This is a genomic window from Xylanivirga thermophila (assembly GCF_004138105.1).
Taxonomy (GTDB): Bacteria; Bacillota; Clostridia; order Caldicoprobacterales; family Xylanivirgaceae; genus Xylanivirga; species Xylanivirga thermophila.
Genome location: NZ_RXHQ01000013.1, coordinates 49,253 through 64,406 on the forward strand (window position 1 = coordinate 49,253; position 15,154 = coordinate 64,406).

The 15,154-nt window shown below is 36.4% G+C and carries 16 protein-coding genes; 7 read left to right on the top strand and 9 right to left on the bottom strand.

Annotated elements, in window-relative coordinates:
• Nucleotides 1-114: 114 nt before the first annotated feature.
• On the bottom strand, nucleotides 115-435 hold the full coding sequence (locus EJN67_RS07585) for a carbohydrate-binding protein (protein WP_129723743.1): 321 nt from the start codon (nucleotides 433-435) through the stop codon (nucleotides 115-117).
• Nucleotides 436-683: 248 nt separating this feature from the next.
• Here EJN67_RS07585 and EJN67_RS07590 point away from each other — a divergent pair, with 248 nt between their 5' ends.
• Nucleotides 684-1,571: a radical SAM protein gene (locus EJN67_RS07590; protein ID WP_129723744.1), complete on the top strand. Its 888-nt coding sequence runs from the start codon at nucleotides 684-686 to the stop codon at nucleotides 1,569-1,571.
• Here EJN67_RS07590 and EJN67_RS07595 read toward each other — a convergent pair.
• Entirely contained in the window at nucleotides 1,558-2,721 is a 1,164-nt protein-coding gene (locus tag EJN67_RS07595) for a MalY/PatB family protein (RefSeq protein WP_341538799.1), read from the bottom strand. The two genes, EJN67_RS07590 and EJN67_RS07595, sit on opposite strands and share 14 nt — an antisense overlap.
• A 205-nt stretch (nucleotides 2,722-2,926) precedes the next feature.
• Between EJN67_RS07595 and EJN67_RS07600 the strand changes: the two genes are divergently transcribed.
• Nucleotides 2,927-3,391: a QueT transporter family protein gene (locus EJN67_RS07600; RefSeq protein WP_129723745.1), complete on the top strand. Its 465-nt coding sequence runs from the start codon at nucleotides 2,927-2,929 to the stop codon at nucleotides 3,389-3,391.
• Here EJN67_RS07600 and EJN67_RS07605 read toward each other — a convergent pair.
• Together EJN67_RS07605 and EJN67_RS07610 are read right to left on the bottom strand one after the other, a co-directional pair.
• Nucleotides 3,356-5,461 carry a heavy metal translocating P-type ATPase gene (locus EJN67_RS07605; protein WP_129723746.1) on the bottom strand — a complete coding sequence of 702 codons (2,106 nt, stop codon included), beginning with the start codon at nucleotides 5,459-5,461 and terminating at the stop codon, nucleotides 3,356-3,358. The two genes, EJN67_RS07600 and EJN67_RS07605, sit on opposite strands and share 36 nt — an antisense overlap.
• A gap of 11 nt (nucleotides 5,462-5,472) precedes the next feature.
• Nucleotides 5,473-5,847 (bottom strand): ArsR/SmtB family transcription factor, encoded by a 375-nt coding sequence (locus EJN67_RS07610; RefSeq protein WP_129723747.1) that lies wholly within the window; start codon nucleotides 5,845-5,847, stop codon nucleotides 5,473-5,475.
• 382 nt (nucleotides 5,848-6,229) lie between these two features.
• On the opposite strand from EJN67_RS07610, the gene EJN67_RS07615 reads away from it, so the two are divergent.
• From EJN67_RS07615 to EJN67_RS07635, 5 genes are read left to right on the top strand one after another with little or no spacing between them, the layout of a single operon-like run.
• Nucleotides 6,230-6,769 (top strand): helix-turn-helix domain-containing protein, encoded by a 540-nt coding sequence (locus EJN67_RS07615; RefSeq protein WP_129723748.1) that lies wholly within the window; start codon nucleotides 6,230-6,232, stop codon nucleotides 6,767-6,769.
• Nucleotides 6,770-6,798: 29 nt separating this feature from the next.
• Complete coding sequence (potA, locus tag EJN67_RS07620; RefSeq protein ID WP_129723749.1) at nucleotides 6,799-7,845, top strand: spermidine/putrescine ABC transporter ATP-binding protein; 1,047 nt, start codon at nucleotides 6,799-6,801, stop codon at nucleotides 7,843-7,845.
• Nucleotides 7,842-8,666 (top strand): ABC transporter permease, encoded by an 825-nt coding sequence (locus EJN67_RS07625; protein WP_129723750.1) that lies wholly within the window; start codon nucleotides 7,842-7,844, stop codon nucleotides 8,664-8,666. The genes potA and EJN67_RS07625 overlap by 4 nt, the downstream gene beginning before the upstream one ends.
• On the top strand, nucleotides 8,660-9,472 hold the full coding sequence (locus tag EJN67_RS07630) for an ABC transporter permease (RefSeq protein WP_129723751.1): 813 nt from the start codon (nucleotides 8,660-8,662) through the stop codon (nucleotides 9,470-9,472). Before EJN67_RS07625 ends, EJN67_RS07630 begins: the two co-directional genes overlap by 7 nt.
• A complete protein-coding gene (locus tag EJN67_RS07635; RefSeq protein WP_129723752.1) occupies nucleotides 9,469-10,533 on the top strand; it encodes an ABC transporter substrate-binding protein in 1,065 nt (354 codons plus the stop codon). The genes EJN67_RS07630 and EJN67_RS07635 overlap by 4 nt, the downstream gene beginning before the upstream one ends.
• Here the strand turns inward: EJN67_RS07635 and EJN67_RS07640 are convergent.
• The 5 genes from EJN67_RS07640 to EJN67_RS07660 are packed head-to-tail and all read right to left on the bottom strand — an operon-like array spanning nucleotide 10,466 to nucleotide 15,048.
• Nucleotides 10,466-11,434: a LysR family transcriptional regulator gene (locus tag EJN67_RS07640; RefSeq protein WP_129723753.1), complete on the bottom strand. Its 969-nt coding sequence runs from the start codon at nucleotides 11,432-11,434 to the stop codon at nucleotides 10,466-10,468. The two genes, EJN67_RS07635 and EJN67_RS07640, sit on opposite strands and share 68 nt — an antisense overlap.
• Nucleotides 11,435-12,226, bottom strand: a complete 792-nt coding sequence (locus EJN67_RS07645) for an ABC transporter ATP-binding protein (RefSeq protein ID WP_129723754.1) — start codon at nucleotides 12,224-12,226, stop codon at nucleotides 11,435-11,437.
• Nucleotides 12,227-12,230: 4 nt separating this feature from the next.
• On the bottom strand, nucleotides 12,231-13,208 hold the full coding sequence (locus EJN67_RS07650; RefSeq protein WP_129723755.1) for a FecCD family ABC transporter permease: 978 nt from the start codon (nucleotides 13,206-13,208) through the stop codon (nucleotides 12,231-12,233).
• Nucleotides 13,205-14,185 (bottom strand): ABC transporter substrate-binding protein, encoded by a 981-nt coding sequence (locus tag EJN67_RS07655; RefSeq protein WP_129723756.1) that lies wholly within the window; start codon nucleotides 14,183-14,185, stop codon nucleotides 13,205-13,207. Before EJN67_RS07655 ends, EJN67_RS07650 begins: the two co-directional genes overlap by 4 nt.
• A gap of 2 nt (nucleotides 14,186-14,187) precedes the next feature.
• The gene (locus tag EJN67_RS07660) at nucleotides 14,188-15,048 is read right to left on the bottom strand and encodes a 4Fe-4S binding protein (protein ID WP_129723757.1); all 861 of its coding nucleotides are present in this window, start codon (nucleotides 15,046-15,048) and stop codon (nucleotides 14,188-14,190) included.
• Nucleotides 15,049-15,154: the final 106 nt, after the last annotated feature.

The following is a 15,154-nucleotide window of genomic DNA, read 5'->3' on the forward strand; positions in this document are numbered from 1 at the left end:
CTTATTTTCTCCAAAGATGATGTCATTTATAGTATTATTGACCAAACAAATAGGATCTAGTCTAAAAATAATTAAATAAGGGATGCCGCCCTGGCATCCCAAAAACATAGCTCTTTATTTACCATTACATTTAAAGGTATAATTTTTACTATTGTTATTATCCCAGTGATCAGCAGAATCTTTAAATGCAATATTTAAATCACCTTTATTAGTTACCAATATTTCGGTTTCAAATTTGTTATCCCTTACCTTATCCATTTCATATAGACTATTGCCAGACCATTTGTCATCAGAACCGAAACCAACGTGGGCATATACCTTATCGGCACCATCCTTTGCTAATATTCCTTCATATGTGATCTTTACTTTTTTCCCTTTTTCAATACTAGAAGGATTACAGTATACTCCAGAATCGTAATATCTGAAACTAGTCATCAAAATCACCTTCTTTATATTAAATTTTCAATTGATATTATAACCGACTAAAGGTAAAATATTATAATATATTTATAGTAAAATATGAAGTTTTTAAAAATGATAACATAGATTTGTGTTATTTCACAATAAATAGCGATATAAATGGTATAAAACCGAAGAACACATAGGAGTATAGCATAAGCGTACTTAGCAAATTGGCGAAAGAATATTAAAAATTAATATACAGAAAGGATAGAGATATAATAATGGATAATTGTAATCTATGCCCACATAATTGTAACGCAAACAGAATAGAAGGTAAATTTGGCATATGCAAAGCACCCTATTATCCAAAATTAGCACGGGCAGCCCTACATTATTGGGAAGAGCCATGTATAAGTGGTACTAGAGGATCGGGAGCAGTATTTTTTTCCCATTGTAATTTAAAATGCATATACTGCCAAAATTACGACATAAGTCAAGAATATTTTGGCAAAGATATTTCCATAGAAAAACTAGTGGATATTTTTTTGAATTTTCAGAAAATGGGAGCGCATAATATCAACCTTGTATCTCCTACTCCATTTATACATGCTATAAAAGATGCCATCATTAAGGCAAAAGAAAAAGGGTTATCCATACCTATTGTATATAATTCAAATGCCTATGAAAATATAGATGCGATTAGGCAATTAGATGGATTAATAGATGTATATCTACCTGATTTAAAATATTATAATGACAAATACAGCATCGAATTTTCAAACGCTTCCCACTATTTTGACCATGCAACTTCGGCTATATTGGAGATGTATAGACAGGTTGGAAGCCCCATTATGGATGATGAAGGTATCATAAAGAAAGGCCTTATAATACGTCATCTGCTGCTACCAGGGCTTATGGACGATTCTAAAAAGGTATTAGATTGGATTGCCATGTCATTGCCAAAAAGCGTATACATAAGCCTAATGGCCCAGTATACGCCAGTTTATAAAGCTAAGGAACATAAAATTTTAAGCCATGCCATAAGCAAAAGACATTATGATGCCATAATAGATTATTTCTGTAAAATAGGATTGGAAAATGGATATATTCAGGATATATCATCGGCTAAATCCGATTATACTCCCGCCTTTGACCTCACAGGCATTTAATTGCCTTACTAAGGCGTGATAATCCTTCCTCTAAAATACTCCTAGGACAGGCAAAGTTTAAACGCTGAAATCCACTGCCATCTATACCAAAGCTTGGACCATCATTAAGTCCCAAACCAGCCTTATGTATAATAAAGGATTTTAATTCATCATCGTCCATACCCAATGCCCTAAAATCCAACCATGCCAGATACGTCCCCTCTGGTACTACTAGCTTCACCCCAGGTACTTCGCTATCTATGCAATCGGATAAGAGCCTAAGATTATCACCCAGATACATAATAAGTTCATCTAGCCATTCTCCACCATATCTATAGGCAGCCTCCAATGCAGTTATACCAAGAAGATTATTTTCTATGTGAAATCTATCCATACCTGCTTTAAATTTTTTCCTAGCAACCTCATTTGGTATAATTGCAACCGAAGTTGTTAGACCTGCTATATTAAATGTCTTGCTAGGGGCTATACACGTTATAGTATTTTGTGCTGCCCAATCAGATATAGATAATACAGAAGTATGCCTATAACCCTTATATACTATGTCTGAATGTATTTCATCGCACACCAAAAAGACATCATATCGCGAGCACATATCAACCAGAGTTTTTAGTTCTTCATATGTCCATACTCTGCCTACAGGATTATGGGGACTGCATAGTATCATCATCTTAACACCAGATCTAAACTTTTCTTCCAAATCATCAAAATCCATTTCATAGTGGCCTTCTACCATTTTTAATGGGTTTGTAACCAGCTCCCGCCCATTATTTTTTACTACATTATAAAACGGTGGATATACAGGGGTCTGTATTAGCACCCTATCCCCTGGATCAGTACAACTATCTACTGCAAAAGCCAAACTTGTAACCACCCCAGGACTATTTAATATCCATTCAGGCTGTATTTTGAGTCCATGGCGCTTCTCCTCCCAGTCTATTATAGCCTTATAATATGACTCTGGCCGTTCTGTATAGCCAAACACTCCATGTCCCACTCTATTTTTTAAGGCATCTATCACAGGTTTTGGAGATAGAAAGTCCATATCGGCCACCCACATTGGTAATACATCTTCCCTGCCAAAAAACTCTTTGTTATAATCCCATTTTATCGCATAAGTACCTCTACGATTTACTACCTTATCAAAATCCATATCTATATCCCCTTCTTTAATATTAAAATAAAAATAAATCAAAAGTTAGTATATCTATCTACAAACTTTGTTCAGTCCCTATACTAATTGATTATAGCATAAAAACTTAATTTTACATACAACTTGTAATCAAGAATATTTTGTCATAGAATATAAAATGATCTAATATAAAGTACTGCATAAAAATATAAGGGAGGAACATAGGATGAAGACAACAGCACGTTATATTGCTCAAGCAGCTATCATAGCAGCCATATATGCAGCTGTAACCATAGCATTTGCGCCAATAAGCTATGGTCAAGTACAGGTTAGAATATCAGAGGCACTCACCGTACTACCTGCCCTTACTCCAGCTGCAATACCAGGATTGTTTATAGGCTGCATTTTAGCAAATATATATGGTGGCGGTGGTATCATAGACATCATATTTGGCAGTCTAGCTACTTTGCTTGCCGCATTTTTATCATATAAGATGCCAAAGAAATGGATGGTACCCATACCGCCTATAATAATAAATGGTATTGTGATAGGCTTTGTACTTAATTATCTATATGGACTACCCCTCTTTATAACCATGGGTTGGGTAGCCTTAGGAGAACTTATTTCCTGCTATGCCTTGGGATATCCACTACTCTTAGCCCTGTCTCACCATTACCCGCATGGCATTTAATATGGCTATTATAGTTACACCTACATCGGCAAATACTGCCTCCCACATAGTGGCTACGCCAAATGCACCAAGCACCAACACTATTAGTTTAACACCCAATGCAAATATTATATTTTGAATCATTATACGCTTGGTACGCCTGGATATCTTCATTGCCTGGACCAGTTTTGATATCTGATCGGTCATAAGCACTACATCCGCCGCTTCTATGGCCGCATCAGAGCCTAAACCACCCATGGCTACTCCTATATCTGCCCTGGCAAGCACCGGGGCATCATTTATACCATCTCCTACAAATATTACTGCACCTTCACCCTCTTTATCAGCTATTATAGATTCTAGCCTTTCAACTTTTTGGTGCGGCAACAATTTTGCATACACTTGCGTTATTCCTATTTCCTGTGCTATACTACGTGCTGCAATATCATTATCACCAGTAAGCATGATTATATCTTTGACCCCTATGGATTTAAGATCACAAATTGCCTCTTTTGCATCATCTTTTACTATATCAGATATGAGTATATAACCTACATATTTTTCATCAGCAGCAATATACACTATGGTCCCCGGTCTATTTACTTCTTCCACTTCGATGCCATAAGAATCCATAAGCCTTTTATTACCTACAAGCACCCTAAATTCCCCTACAATTGCCTCTATCCCATTACCAGGTCTCTCTTTATATCCCTTTATTATCTCCTTGTCTATCCCTTGCCCATAAGCCTTTAATAAGGACTCTGCTATGGGATGGGTAGAATAGCCTTCTCCATAGGCTGCGTAATATAAAAGCTCTTCTTTTGTAATACCTGCTTCCGGTTGTATCTCTGTTACTTCAAATACCCCTCGGGTAATAGTTCCTGTTTTATCCATAACCACCACCGACACATTATCCAAGGCCTCTAGATAATTACCACCCTTTATGAGTATCCCCTTCTTAGAAGCTGCACCAATCCCTGCAAATACAGTAAGGGGAATGGATATTACTAGAGCACATGGACAGGATATGACAAGAAATATAAGTGCCCTATACAGCCAATTGGAAAAGTTCCCCGCAAATATTGGTAGTATAAAAGCCAATACAGCTGCAATACCTACTACAGAAGGTGTATAATACCTTGCAAATTGAGCCATAAAGCGCTCGGTCTTTGCCTTTTTACTACCAGCATTTTGCACCATATCCAATACCTTGGATACGGTAGATTCTCCAAACTCTTTATTTACCTCGATCTTCAGCACGCTACTCTGATTTATAAATCCAGCTAGTATTTCATCTCCCGCCTTTATCTCCACTGGCACTGGTTCGCCTGTTAAAGCCGATGTATCAGCCATTGATACACCTTCTAATACTATACCGTCTAATGGCACCCGTTCCCCCGGTTTTACTACTATGGTCTCTCCGATCTTTACATTTTGAGCTGGCACCCTCTTTATATCTCCATCTAGGTATATATTAGCCTCATCCGGTCTTATATTCATTAAAGATTTTATGGATTTTCTTGAGTGATCCACTGCAATATCCTCAAAAAGTTCACCGACTTGATAAAACAGCATAACTGCTGCACCCTCTGGGAACTGCCCTATGGCAAAAGCACCTATAGTGGCAATTCCCATCAAAAAGCTTTCATCAAAGAAATTTCCCTTTGTAATATTCACAGCTGCCTTTGATAAGACAGGAAATCCCACCAATACATAGCTTATAAAAAATATAAAAAATGAAGTCCATTGTGAAAAATCAAATATTAGTCCTATGATAAATAAAATAGCGCTTATGACCAGAGCCCATATATGGACATCTCCATGCTCTTCTTCGTCTTCTTCATCCAAAATGTCATTCTTTTCTATTACTTGGACATCCGGCTCTATATCCCTTACTAAGGTCTTTATATCCTTTATAACTTCATCTGGATGATGCCCTTCATCAATTTCCACCATCAATGTCCTTGTTGAAAAATTCATACTTGCTTCTCCGACCCCTGGTATGCCATTTGTTCCGTCTTCTATCTTTACTGCACAATTTGCGCAACTGAGCCCTTTTAGATAAATTTCTTTTTTATTTCTTTTATCCATAGTTATCACCTCTATAATTCGTTTATATGCTCCAATCCTTTCTTAAATATCTCACTTATATGTTCATCGTCTAAAGAATAATAAACCACCTTACCATTTCTACGGTATTTAACTAAACGGGATTGTCTTAAAACCTTTAGTTGATGGGAAACAGCTGACTGGCTCATCCCAAGAAGGGCTGCAATATCACACACGCACATCTCACATTTTGAAAGGGCGTATATAATTTTAAGCCTTGTATCATCACCAAACACCTTAAAAAATTCTGATAAACTTAAAAAGGTATCATCCTCTATCATATCCGCTTTAACCTTATTCACCGCATCCTGATGTATTACCGTTACACCACATACTTCTATGGTCTTATCGATCTTTTTCCCATTCATACTATTTCACCTTCTTCAAGCTTTATAATTTCACATATGAATATATGTTCATATGTTATATTGTATTATATCCTCCTTTTAAATATAATGCAACTCAAATTTCTAACAACTAACACGATATAAATACTATAAAAACTGAAGGGCATGTGGAATCATCATACCATTATATCTGTTTAAAATACCATTCTAACCATAATGAACGAATTTTTAAACGGATTTATGGAAACGTATAAGATATGCATGATAAAAACCAAAAAAATTTTATTTTTATAATTGACAACGAGATATTTTTATGTATATAATTTATTGAGTTTATTAAGAATGAACTTTTTGTTTAGGTACACTAAACAAAAAATACCATCATTTATGAATGGGTGAAATAATGAATATTGGTGAAAAGATAAGAAGGTTGAGAATTAAAAATAACCTTACACAAAAGGAATTAGCCGACAGAACTGAGCTTTCCAAAGGTTTTATATCCCAAGTTGAAAGGGATTTAACGTCACCTTCTATAGCTACCTTGGTTGATATATTAGAATGTCTGGGAACAAACCTAAAGGAATTCTTCGATGATATGGAGGATGAGAAGATTGTCTTTGGCAAAGATGATGTCTTTGTAAAGACTAACAATGAGTTAGGCCATGAAGTGGTATGGCTTATACCAAATTCCCAAAAAAATCATATGGAGCCTATCATTTTGAATCTAGAACCTGGTGGTTCTTCAGAGATAGATGAGCCCCATGAAGGCGAAGAATTCGGGTATGTAATCTCTGGCAGTATATATATATACCTTGGTAGTCAAAAACTAAAAGCGAAGAGAGGGGAAAGTTTTTATTTCAAACCCTCTAGTACGCACTATATTACAAATGCAGGCAAGAGTATATCGCGCGTATTGTGGATATCTACTCCGCCTAACTTTTAAATATTTCAATATATGGGAGGAGATGAAACATGGCTTCAAGCATTATAGAACTAGTAAACGTATCAAAGGATTTTAATGGAGCCGAAGCATTAAAAAATATAAACCTATACATCAGGCAGAATGAGTTTTTAACCCTTCTGGGACCAAGCGGATGTGGCAAAACAACAATGCTTCGAATAATAGGTGGTTTTGAACAGCCTAGTTCTGGGGATGTTTTATTTGAAGGTAAAAGTATTATATCCGTTCCACCTTACAAAAGAAAAGTAAATACTGTGTTTCAAAGGTATGCGCTTTTTCCCCATATGAATGTATTTGATAATGTCGCCTTTGGTCTTACTATAAAGCATATGGATAAAAAGTCCATACGTCAAAAGGTTGGAAAAATGCTACAACTTGTAAATCTTGATGGGTTTGGGAAAAGGTCCATAGACTCCCTAAGCGGTGGTCAACAACAGAGGGTAGCAATCGCAAGGGCATTGGTAAACGAACCTGAAGTTTTACTGCTAGATGAACCCCTTGCTGCACTTGATTTGAAGCTAAGGAAGGATATGCAGATAGAGTTAAAAAACATGCAGCAAACTCTGGGCATAACCTTTATATATGTTACCCATGATCAGGAGGAAGCCCTCACAATGTCAGATACCATAGTAGTAATGAAGGATGGGCTGATACAACAGATAGGTACTCCAGAAGATATATATAATGAACCTAAGAATACTTTCGTAGCAAATTTCATTGGGGAGAGCAATATAATAGACGGGATAATGCATAAGGATTATCTGGTAAGTTTCTCAGAACGGAATTTTCAATGTGTAGATAAGGGCTTTGCCAATGATGAGCTAGTTGATGTAGTAATAAGGCCTGAGGATATAAAGATAGTGCCTCAAGATCAGGGTATGCTTGTTGGAACTGTAAAATCAGTAACCTTCAAGGGAGTACACTATGAAATGATGGTAGATAGCAATGAATTTACTTGGAAAGTTCATAGCACCCTTATGGAACCTACTGGTACAAATGTAGGCCTAAAGATACTCCCAAATGATATCCATATTATGAAAAAGGTGATGGCACAATGAAAAAGACGTGGGTTGCTTATCCGTATCTAGTTTGGATGGTATTGTTCATAGTAGTTCCACTCTTTTTGGTTGTATTCTATAGCATAACAATACCTACAGATAATGGAATACAGTTTACACTAGAAAATTTCAAGCGCTTTATGGATCCCATATACCTAGATGTACTTTGGCATTCCATACTATTAGCGCTCATAAGCACATTAGTATGCTTAATTTTAGGGTATCCCATGGCAATGATACTGGCTGGTAAAGATATAGATAAGAAAAATATATTAGTTCTACTTTTTGTAATACCTATGTGGATGAACTTTTTACTCCGTACCTATGCCTGGTTGACCCTACTTGAAAAACGTGGCTTTATAAATATATTTTTAAAATTCTTAGGTCTACCTGCTTTAAATATACTCTACAATGATCAAGCAGTCGTGCTAGGTATGGTATATAATTTTCTACCTTTTATGGTGCTACCCATCTATACTGTGGTAATGAAAATAGATAAAAATGTAATAGAGGCGGCACAGGATTTAGGTGCAAACTCCTTTTATGTATTTATGAAGGTGATATTTCCTTTAAGTCTGCCAGGGGTTATGTCCGGTATAACAATGGTATTTATGCCTGCAGTAACAACATTTGTAATATCACGACTGCTAGGTGGTGGACAATATACCCTTATAGGCAACTTAATAGAACAACAGTTTATATATGTAGGTGATTGGAACTTTGGTTCTGCCATATCGATCATAATGATGCTTCTTATACTTGGCAGCATGGCTATTATGTCACGATATGAAAAACAAAATGAAGGAGGAGGATTATGGTAGGCAAATTTTTTAAAAAACTCTATACTTTCTTGATATTTCTCTTTCTATATGCTCCAATAGCAGTGCTAATAGCATTTTCATTTAATAATTCACGTTCAAGGGGTGTATGGGGAGGTTTTACTCTAAAATGGTATAAGGAGCTTTTTAATGATACTCAGATAATGTCCGCCCTTTATTATACTATTTTAGTAGCGGTTTTATCTTCCATAATTGCCACCATAATAGGCACTGCAGCAGCGGTAGGCATAAACAATATGAAGAGACATAAAAAAAATCTGGTGCTGAATATCACCTATCTGCCTGTGCTGAATCCCGATATAATAACCGGTATATCCCTAATGATTTTATTTATCTTTATAAATTCAAAGTTTGGCTTTGGCAATCTAGGTTTTTGGTCATTGCTACTTGCCCATATAACATTTAATATTCCATATGTTATACTATCCGTTATGCCAAAGCTAAAACAGCTAAATAAATATGTATACGAGGCAGCATTGGACCTAGGCGCTACACCATGGTACGCCTTTAGGAAGATAATACTGCCTGAGATAATGCCTGGCGTAGTAACAGGTGCTCTATTGGCCTTTACGTTATCAATAGATGACTTTGTAATAAGCTTCTTTACTACAGGTTCCGGAGTATCCAATCTATCCATTGTAGTATACTCCATGGCTAGAAGGGGCATAAACCCAAAGATAAACGCCCTATCTACTATAATGTTTGTAAGCGTATTATTGTTATTAATATTAGTAAATTCCAGGATGTCTGGTAATAATATTAAAAAACAAAGGGAGAGTGAAATATGAACAAAAAATTTCATGTTATATGGTTGTTAATATTAGCAATAGGTACTATGGCATTACTCAGTGGATGTGGAAGCAGCGATAAGGCTCAAAAACCCACTTTAGATGTATATAATTGGGGAGATTATATAGACGAGAATGTTTTAAAGGAATTTGAAAATAAATATGGTATAAAGGTAAACTATGATACATTTACTACCAATGAAGATATGTATGTTAAGATAAAGTCAGGCGGGAGCAATTACGATGTCTTATTCCCTTCCGATTATATGATAAAACGTATGATAGATGATGGGATGCTCTATAAGCTCAATATGGATAACATTCCTAACTATAAATATATAGAAGATAGATTTAAAAACTTGGATTACGATCCCAATAATGAATATTCCATACCATATATGTGGGGCACAGTAGGCATCCTATACAATAAAAATATGGTAAACGACAATGTAGACAGTTGGAGAATACTTTGGAATCCTAAATATAAAAAGCAAGTACTTATGATAGACAGTCAGAGGGATTCTATTGGCATTGCCCTAAAGATGTTGGGGTATTCCCTAAACACCGACAACGAAAAGGAATTGGAAGAGGCCAAGGATATACTTATAAAACAAAAAAAGGATGGATTGGTGCTGGCATATGTGGTGGATGAAGTAAAGGACAAGATGATTGCTGAAGAAGCAGCCTTGGCAGTTGTATGGTCTGGAGATGCCATATACTCCATGCGTGAAAATCCTAATTTAGATTATGTTATACCCAAAGAGGGCACCAATCTGTGGTTTGACGCTGTAGTAATACCTCAAAACAGCAAGCATAAGGAAGAAGCAGAAAAGTTTATAAACTTTTTATGTGAACCGGATATAGCATTTAAAAATACCGATTATATCGGCTATTCCACTCCTGTTTTAGAAGCTAGAAAAATGCTAGATCCTGAGCTTGCAAATGACAAAACTGCATACCCAGACGAAGCAGACCTAAAAAATAGCGAAGTATTTAAAAATCTTGGTAAAATGTTAAAAACATATGACAGGATATGGACAGAAATAAAAGCAGCAAAATAGAGTGGAAAAATTCCACTCTATTTTTTTCTACCTCTTTAATACAAAACATCATAAACCTATCGATAAACTCAAAATCATCCTCAGCGTTTAAATATACAAAATTAAATTCTCTATACATCTTTATACCTTCAATAGGTACCTGTACCAGCGTATTAGCTGATATATTCCCCCTTACCGCCTCTCGTGATATAACCGAATATCCAAGCCCCGCCTCCACCAGAGAAATTATGGCATTTATATCCCCTATCTCCATATATACATTTGTATCCTCAAGCAGGTATCCATAATCCCCTAGATAGCGTTCAAATATGGTTCTAGTCCCTGAACCTTGTTCTCTTAGTATCAAATTGCCTTTTATAATCTCATCGATATTCACATATGCCTTTTTTGCAAAGGGATGATTAGGTGAAGCTACAAGAATAAGCTCATCATCTTTTAATTTTTTAAATTTAAACTTTGTTTTATCAAAGGCACCTTCTACTACTGCCAAATGAAGTTTCCCACTTGCAAGCTCTTCCAGTATATTTTGTGTGTTTTCCACCTTTAATATTACATCTTCATCATATATCTGTCTATACATGCCCAAAATATAGGGAAGCACATACCCACCTATGGTCATGGTAGCCCCTATTATGTATTTGGGGCGGCAGTTTTGTACCTCCCGCCTCGCCTCTTCAGATAAATTGAACATCCGATTTACATACTTAAGAAGTACCTCTCCCTGGGAAGTAAGGTAAATTCCTTTACTATTTTTATCCACAAGGGATGTACCATAATAGTGCTCCAAGTATTTTATATGCTGTGATACAGCTGGTTGCGTAAGATGCAATATCTGCCCCGCTTTTGTATAATTACCAGTCTTGGCCACTGTCATAAACGTTACCAGCCTAGTATCTATCATCTAACTATCCCCTTTTTTAAATCCATTTGGTATAATATATGGAAATTCATACTGGTCATTACGGCATACATAAGCTTCTATCCCAAATACCCGTCTTAACATACACTCATCTATTACACGTGCTGGAGGTCCAAAATCAAATATATTGCCATCATTGACTACGTATATTATATCACAATACCTCATGGCTTGATTTATGTCATGTAACACCACTACCACGGCATTATGGAAAGTTGTATTTAGTTTTTTCAAAAGCTCCAGTATTTCAAGCTGATAGCATATATCCAAAAATGTAGTAGGTTCATCCAATATTATCACCTGTGGTTCTTTTGCAATAGCCATGGCGATATATGCCCTTTGTCGCTCCCCACCTGATAGACTTGATATTGGCCTGTCAAGCATATCCTTAATACCTGTTGATTTTGCAGCCCAATCTATTATATCCCGATCTTTTTTGCTTAGCCGACCCATCCAGTTTCCATATGGATATCGCCCATAAGATATGAGTTGCTGAACTGGAATATCAATTTTTATATCAAGCATCTGGGGTATATATGCTATTTTCTTTGCCAGATTTTTGGGGTTTATAGAACGTATGTCAATACCATCATATTTTATTATGCCCCCTGAAGGCTTCAGACAACCTGCAAAGGCCTTTAATAATGTAGATTTTCCACATCCATTGGGCCCAATTATACCCACTGTTTTTCCTTCTGGAATGGATATATTTACTCCATGTATCACTTCTCTATTTCCATATCCAAGGGAAAGCATATGACCTTCCATTATCATAATATCAATATCTCCTTTTGTTTAACAGATAAAAAAAGAATGGACAACCTAAAATCGCAGTTATGATCCCAACAGGTATTTCTATCGGATCAAAAAGTACTCTAGCTAAAGTATCGCATAAAAGCATAACACTCCCGCCTAAAAGCATACATGCAGGAAGAAGATATTTATAATCATTGCCTATAATCAGCCTGGCCATATGGGGCACTATAAGACCTACAAACCCTAGAAGTCCTGCAATGCTAACAGCGCTTGCCGCAAGTAGAGAAGATATAATTATAAGCACGAATCTAGTGAATTGAACATTTAATCCAAGTGTTGATGCCATATCATCCCCTAACACCAGTATGTTTAATCTCTGTGAAAATAGGAGAGAGATAACTATGGCAGGTAAAAAATATGGGAGCACCATATATATATCATTCCATGTCCTCGAAGAAAGCCCTCCCACCATGAACTGCATAGCCCCTGTCAAACGATCAGGATAAAACACCATGAGAGCATTTGTACCTGCATTTAAAAATGATGATATGGCAATACCAGATAATACAAACCGCATAGGATCAACCCCATCCTTCCATGCCAGGGCATATATAATTATAGTAGTAGACAATGCGCCTATAAATGCCCCTGCAGGTACCAAATAGTAATATTCCGGAAATAGTATAAGGATTATAAAGGCACAAAGCCCCCCACCCGATGATACTCCTGTGATGTTTGGCGATGCCAAAGGATTAGACATCACCCCTTGGAGTATTACACCAGCAGCTGCAAGACAGGAGCCCACTATAGCAGAGGCTATGGTGCGTGGAAGCCTTACATTATATATGATCTGATGATTTACTCCGAAGTCTTCATAGAATATGGCCTTTAATATTAATGAAGGTGTAAGTTTTAATGATCCATTTCCAAGGCTTATAAAAAAACTTATGAATAGTATTATAAGCATAATAGATAATACCAATCTTTTATCCTTAATCATTTTTTATTAAAAACCTCAGGATATAATATCTCTGCCAGACCCTCATAAGCTTCCTTATATCGCTCGTTGGCCTTATAGAGGTATAATTCCTTATCTAGAAATATATATTTATCGTTCTTGACCGCCTTTAAAGATGCCCATGCAGGATTTGATTCCACGTCCTTTTTTATCTTTTCCCTTATGCCCACCACATTACTCCCCATGGTTTGAACAAATATAAAATCAGGATCCTCCTGCAAAACCTTCTCCATGCTGAAGATTTGCATCTGTGCATCAGACATATTAGGATCATAGGCTATATTATAAACCCCTAAATCTTCAAACATAGACCCTACAGTAGATGTGGGTAAGTTGGCCTTTACACCCCTTGCAGTAGCAAATAATAGAAGAACTTTTGGCTTTTTCTCCTTTGGCACCCTTGCTTTTATTTCATTTATTTCTTTCTCTATGACAATACCGTATTTCTCATATAGTTCGTCCTTGCCTGTCAACCTAGTAAATAAGTATAAGGCATCTAGGTACTCATCAAAGTTCTCATACTTAAGACCGATATACTCTATATTGTTTTCTTCAAGCACCTTTATAATATCCGTCTGTCCATTCATAGTAGGACTTAAGATTACAAGATCAGGTTTTAATGACAAAATACGTTCGACATTTGGAGGGCCATTCCCCCCTACTACTTGCGCATTTTGTGCCTTTTTAGGTATTGGGCGGCCACTATCTACTCTTCCTATTACCTCGCCTCCTGCCAAATCCCACAGTTCTAAATATGAATGATACAAGCATACAACCCGTTTGGGGTTTTTGTGTACCGTCTGTTCCTTCCCTAAGGCATCTATAAAGACAACCTTCTCAGCGCCATCCTGTATTATACAGTTTCTTTTCCCAACTGCACCGTCAGTTTTTTTCGGAACACAGGAAGTAAGACTTATTATCAATATTAAGCATATAAATATACTAAAAGTCCTTTTCATGTCTATTTCTCCCCAAAAATCACTTCTTCTAATTTTTGTATTCCAACTCTATCCAGCATATCACCAAATCTTTCTTTTTCCATTGCATACTTCCTATAAAACTCTATTATATCCCCTGTTATCTTCTCAGCATCCTTCACATCTATAAGCCCATCCAGCCTAGTACCCAATCTATATCGTTTACCGAATTTGCCTCCTACAAATATGGCCAAACCCCTTTTCTTTATATCAATAGCATTCATTCTACAGGCAGATATACAATCACCACAGTTTATACATTTATCATAGTCTATTATAGCCCTGCTATTATATATCCTTATAGCCCCCATCTTACAAGACTTTGCACACATACCACATCCAGTGCATTTTGTATCATTTGCCTCTGGAACCACTTGACCCATAATCCCCAGATCATTTAATGATGCCTTGGCACAATTATTAGGACAGCCTACCAATCCTATCTTAAATTTCGCAGGGGTTTCCTCTAGAAAATATTTATCATAAAGCCTTCTACATACATCCTGAGTATCAAAAATACCATGTACGCATACAGTGCCCTTACAAGCCACCAGAGGCCTTAATTTATTTCCCGTACCACCAGATACTAAATTTGCCCTTTTGAGCTCCTCGCGTATATTGTTAATATCTTCATATCTTATCCATGGTATTTCAACACATAGGCGGGTGGTAAAGCTCATGTATCCCCTGCCATATTTAGAAGCTATTTTCGACAATGACATCATATCTTCCGATGTCATGTTTCCTGCATCGGATACTATACGCATAGAAAAAAAATCATTATCTCCCCTCTGTTTTATATAGCCTTCCAGCTTTAGATCAGCCTTTTCCTTAGTTGTTAACATTATAATACCTCCCTATATACTAATAGCATTCTAGTTCCGCATTATAACACAGGCTGACCATAAGGGAAAATAATGATTTATTATATAGTCATAATATTTTATTATA

Bases quoted from the DNA above. Each gene is read 5' to 3' on its own strand.
- EJN67_RS07585 (WP_129723743.1), bottom strand. From the start codon at position 435: ATGACTAGTTTCAGATATTACGATTCTGGAGTATACTGTAATCCTTCT.
- EJN67_RS07590 (WP_129723744.1), top strand. From the start codon at position 684: ATGGATAATTGTAATCTATGCCCACATAATTGTAACGCAAACAGAATA.
- EJN67_RS07595 (WP_341538799.1), bottom strand. From the start codon at position 2,721: ATGGATTTTGATAAGGTAGTAAATCGTAGAGGTACTTATGCGATAAAA.
- EJN67_RS07600 (WP_129723745.1), top strand. From the start codon at position 2,927: ATGAAGACAACAGCACGTTATATTGCTCAAGCAGCTATCATAGCAGCC.
- EJN67_RS07605 (WP_129723746.1), bottom strand. From the start codon at position 5,461: ATGGATAAAAGAAATAAAAAAGAAATTTATCTAAAAGGGCTCAGTTGC.
- EJN67_RS07610 (WP_129723747.1), bottom strand. From the start codon at position 5,847: ATGAATGGGAAAAAGATCGATAAGACCATAGAAGTATGTGGTGTAACG.
- EJN67_RS07615 (WP_129723748.1), top strand. From the start codon at position 6,230: ATGAATATTGGTGAAAAGATAAGAAGGTTGAGAATTAAAAATAACCTT.
- potA (WP_129723749.1), top strand. From the start codon at position 6,799: ATGGCTTCAAGCATTATAGAACTAGTAAACGTATCAAAGGATTTTAAT.
- EJN67_RS07625 (WP_129723750.1), top strand. From the start codon at position 7,842: ATGAAAAAGACGTGGGTTGCTTATCCGTATCTAGTTTGGATGGTATTG.
- EJN67_RS07630 (WP_129723751.1), top strand. From the start codon at position 8,660: ATGGTAGGCAAATTTTTTAAAAAACTCTATACTTTCTTGATATTTCTC.
- EJN67_RS07635 (WP_129723752.1), top strand. From the start codon at position 9,469: ATGAACAAAAAATTTCATGTTATATGGTTGTTAATATTAGCAATAGGT.
- EJN67_RS07640 (WP_129723753.1), bottom strand. From the start codon at position 11,434: ATGATAGATACTAGGCTGGTAACGTTTATGACAGTGGCCAAGACTGGT.
- EJN67_RS07645 (WP_129723754.1), bottom strand. From the start codon at position 12,226: ATGATAATGGAAGGTCATATGCTTTCCCTTGGATATGGAAATAGAGAA.
- EJN67_RS07650 (WP_129723755.1), bottom strand. From the start codon at position 13,208: ATGATTAAGGATAAAAGATTGGTATTATCTATTATGCTTATAATACTA.
- EJN67_RS07655 (WP_129723756.1), bottom strand. From the start codon at position 14,185: ATGAAAAGGACTTTTAGTATATTTATATGCTTAATATTGATAATAAGT.
- EJN67_RS07660 (WP_129723757.1), bottom strand. From the start codon at position 15,048: ATGTTAACAACTAAGGAAAAGGCTGATCTAAAGCTGGAAGGCTATATA.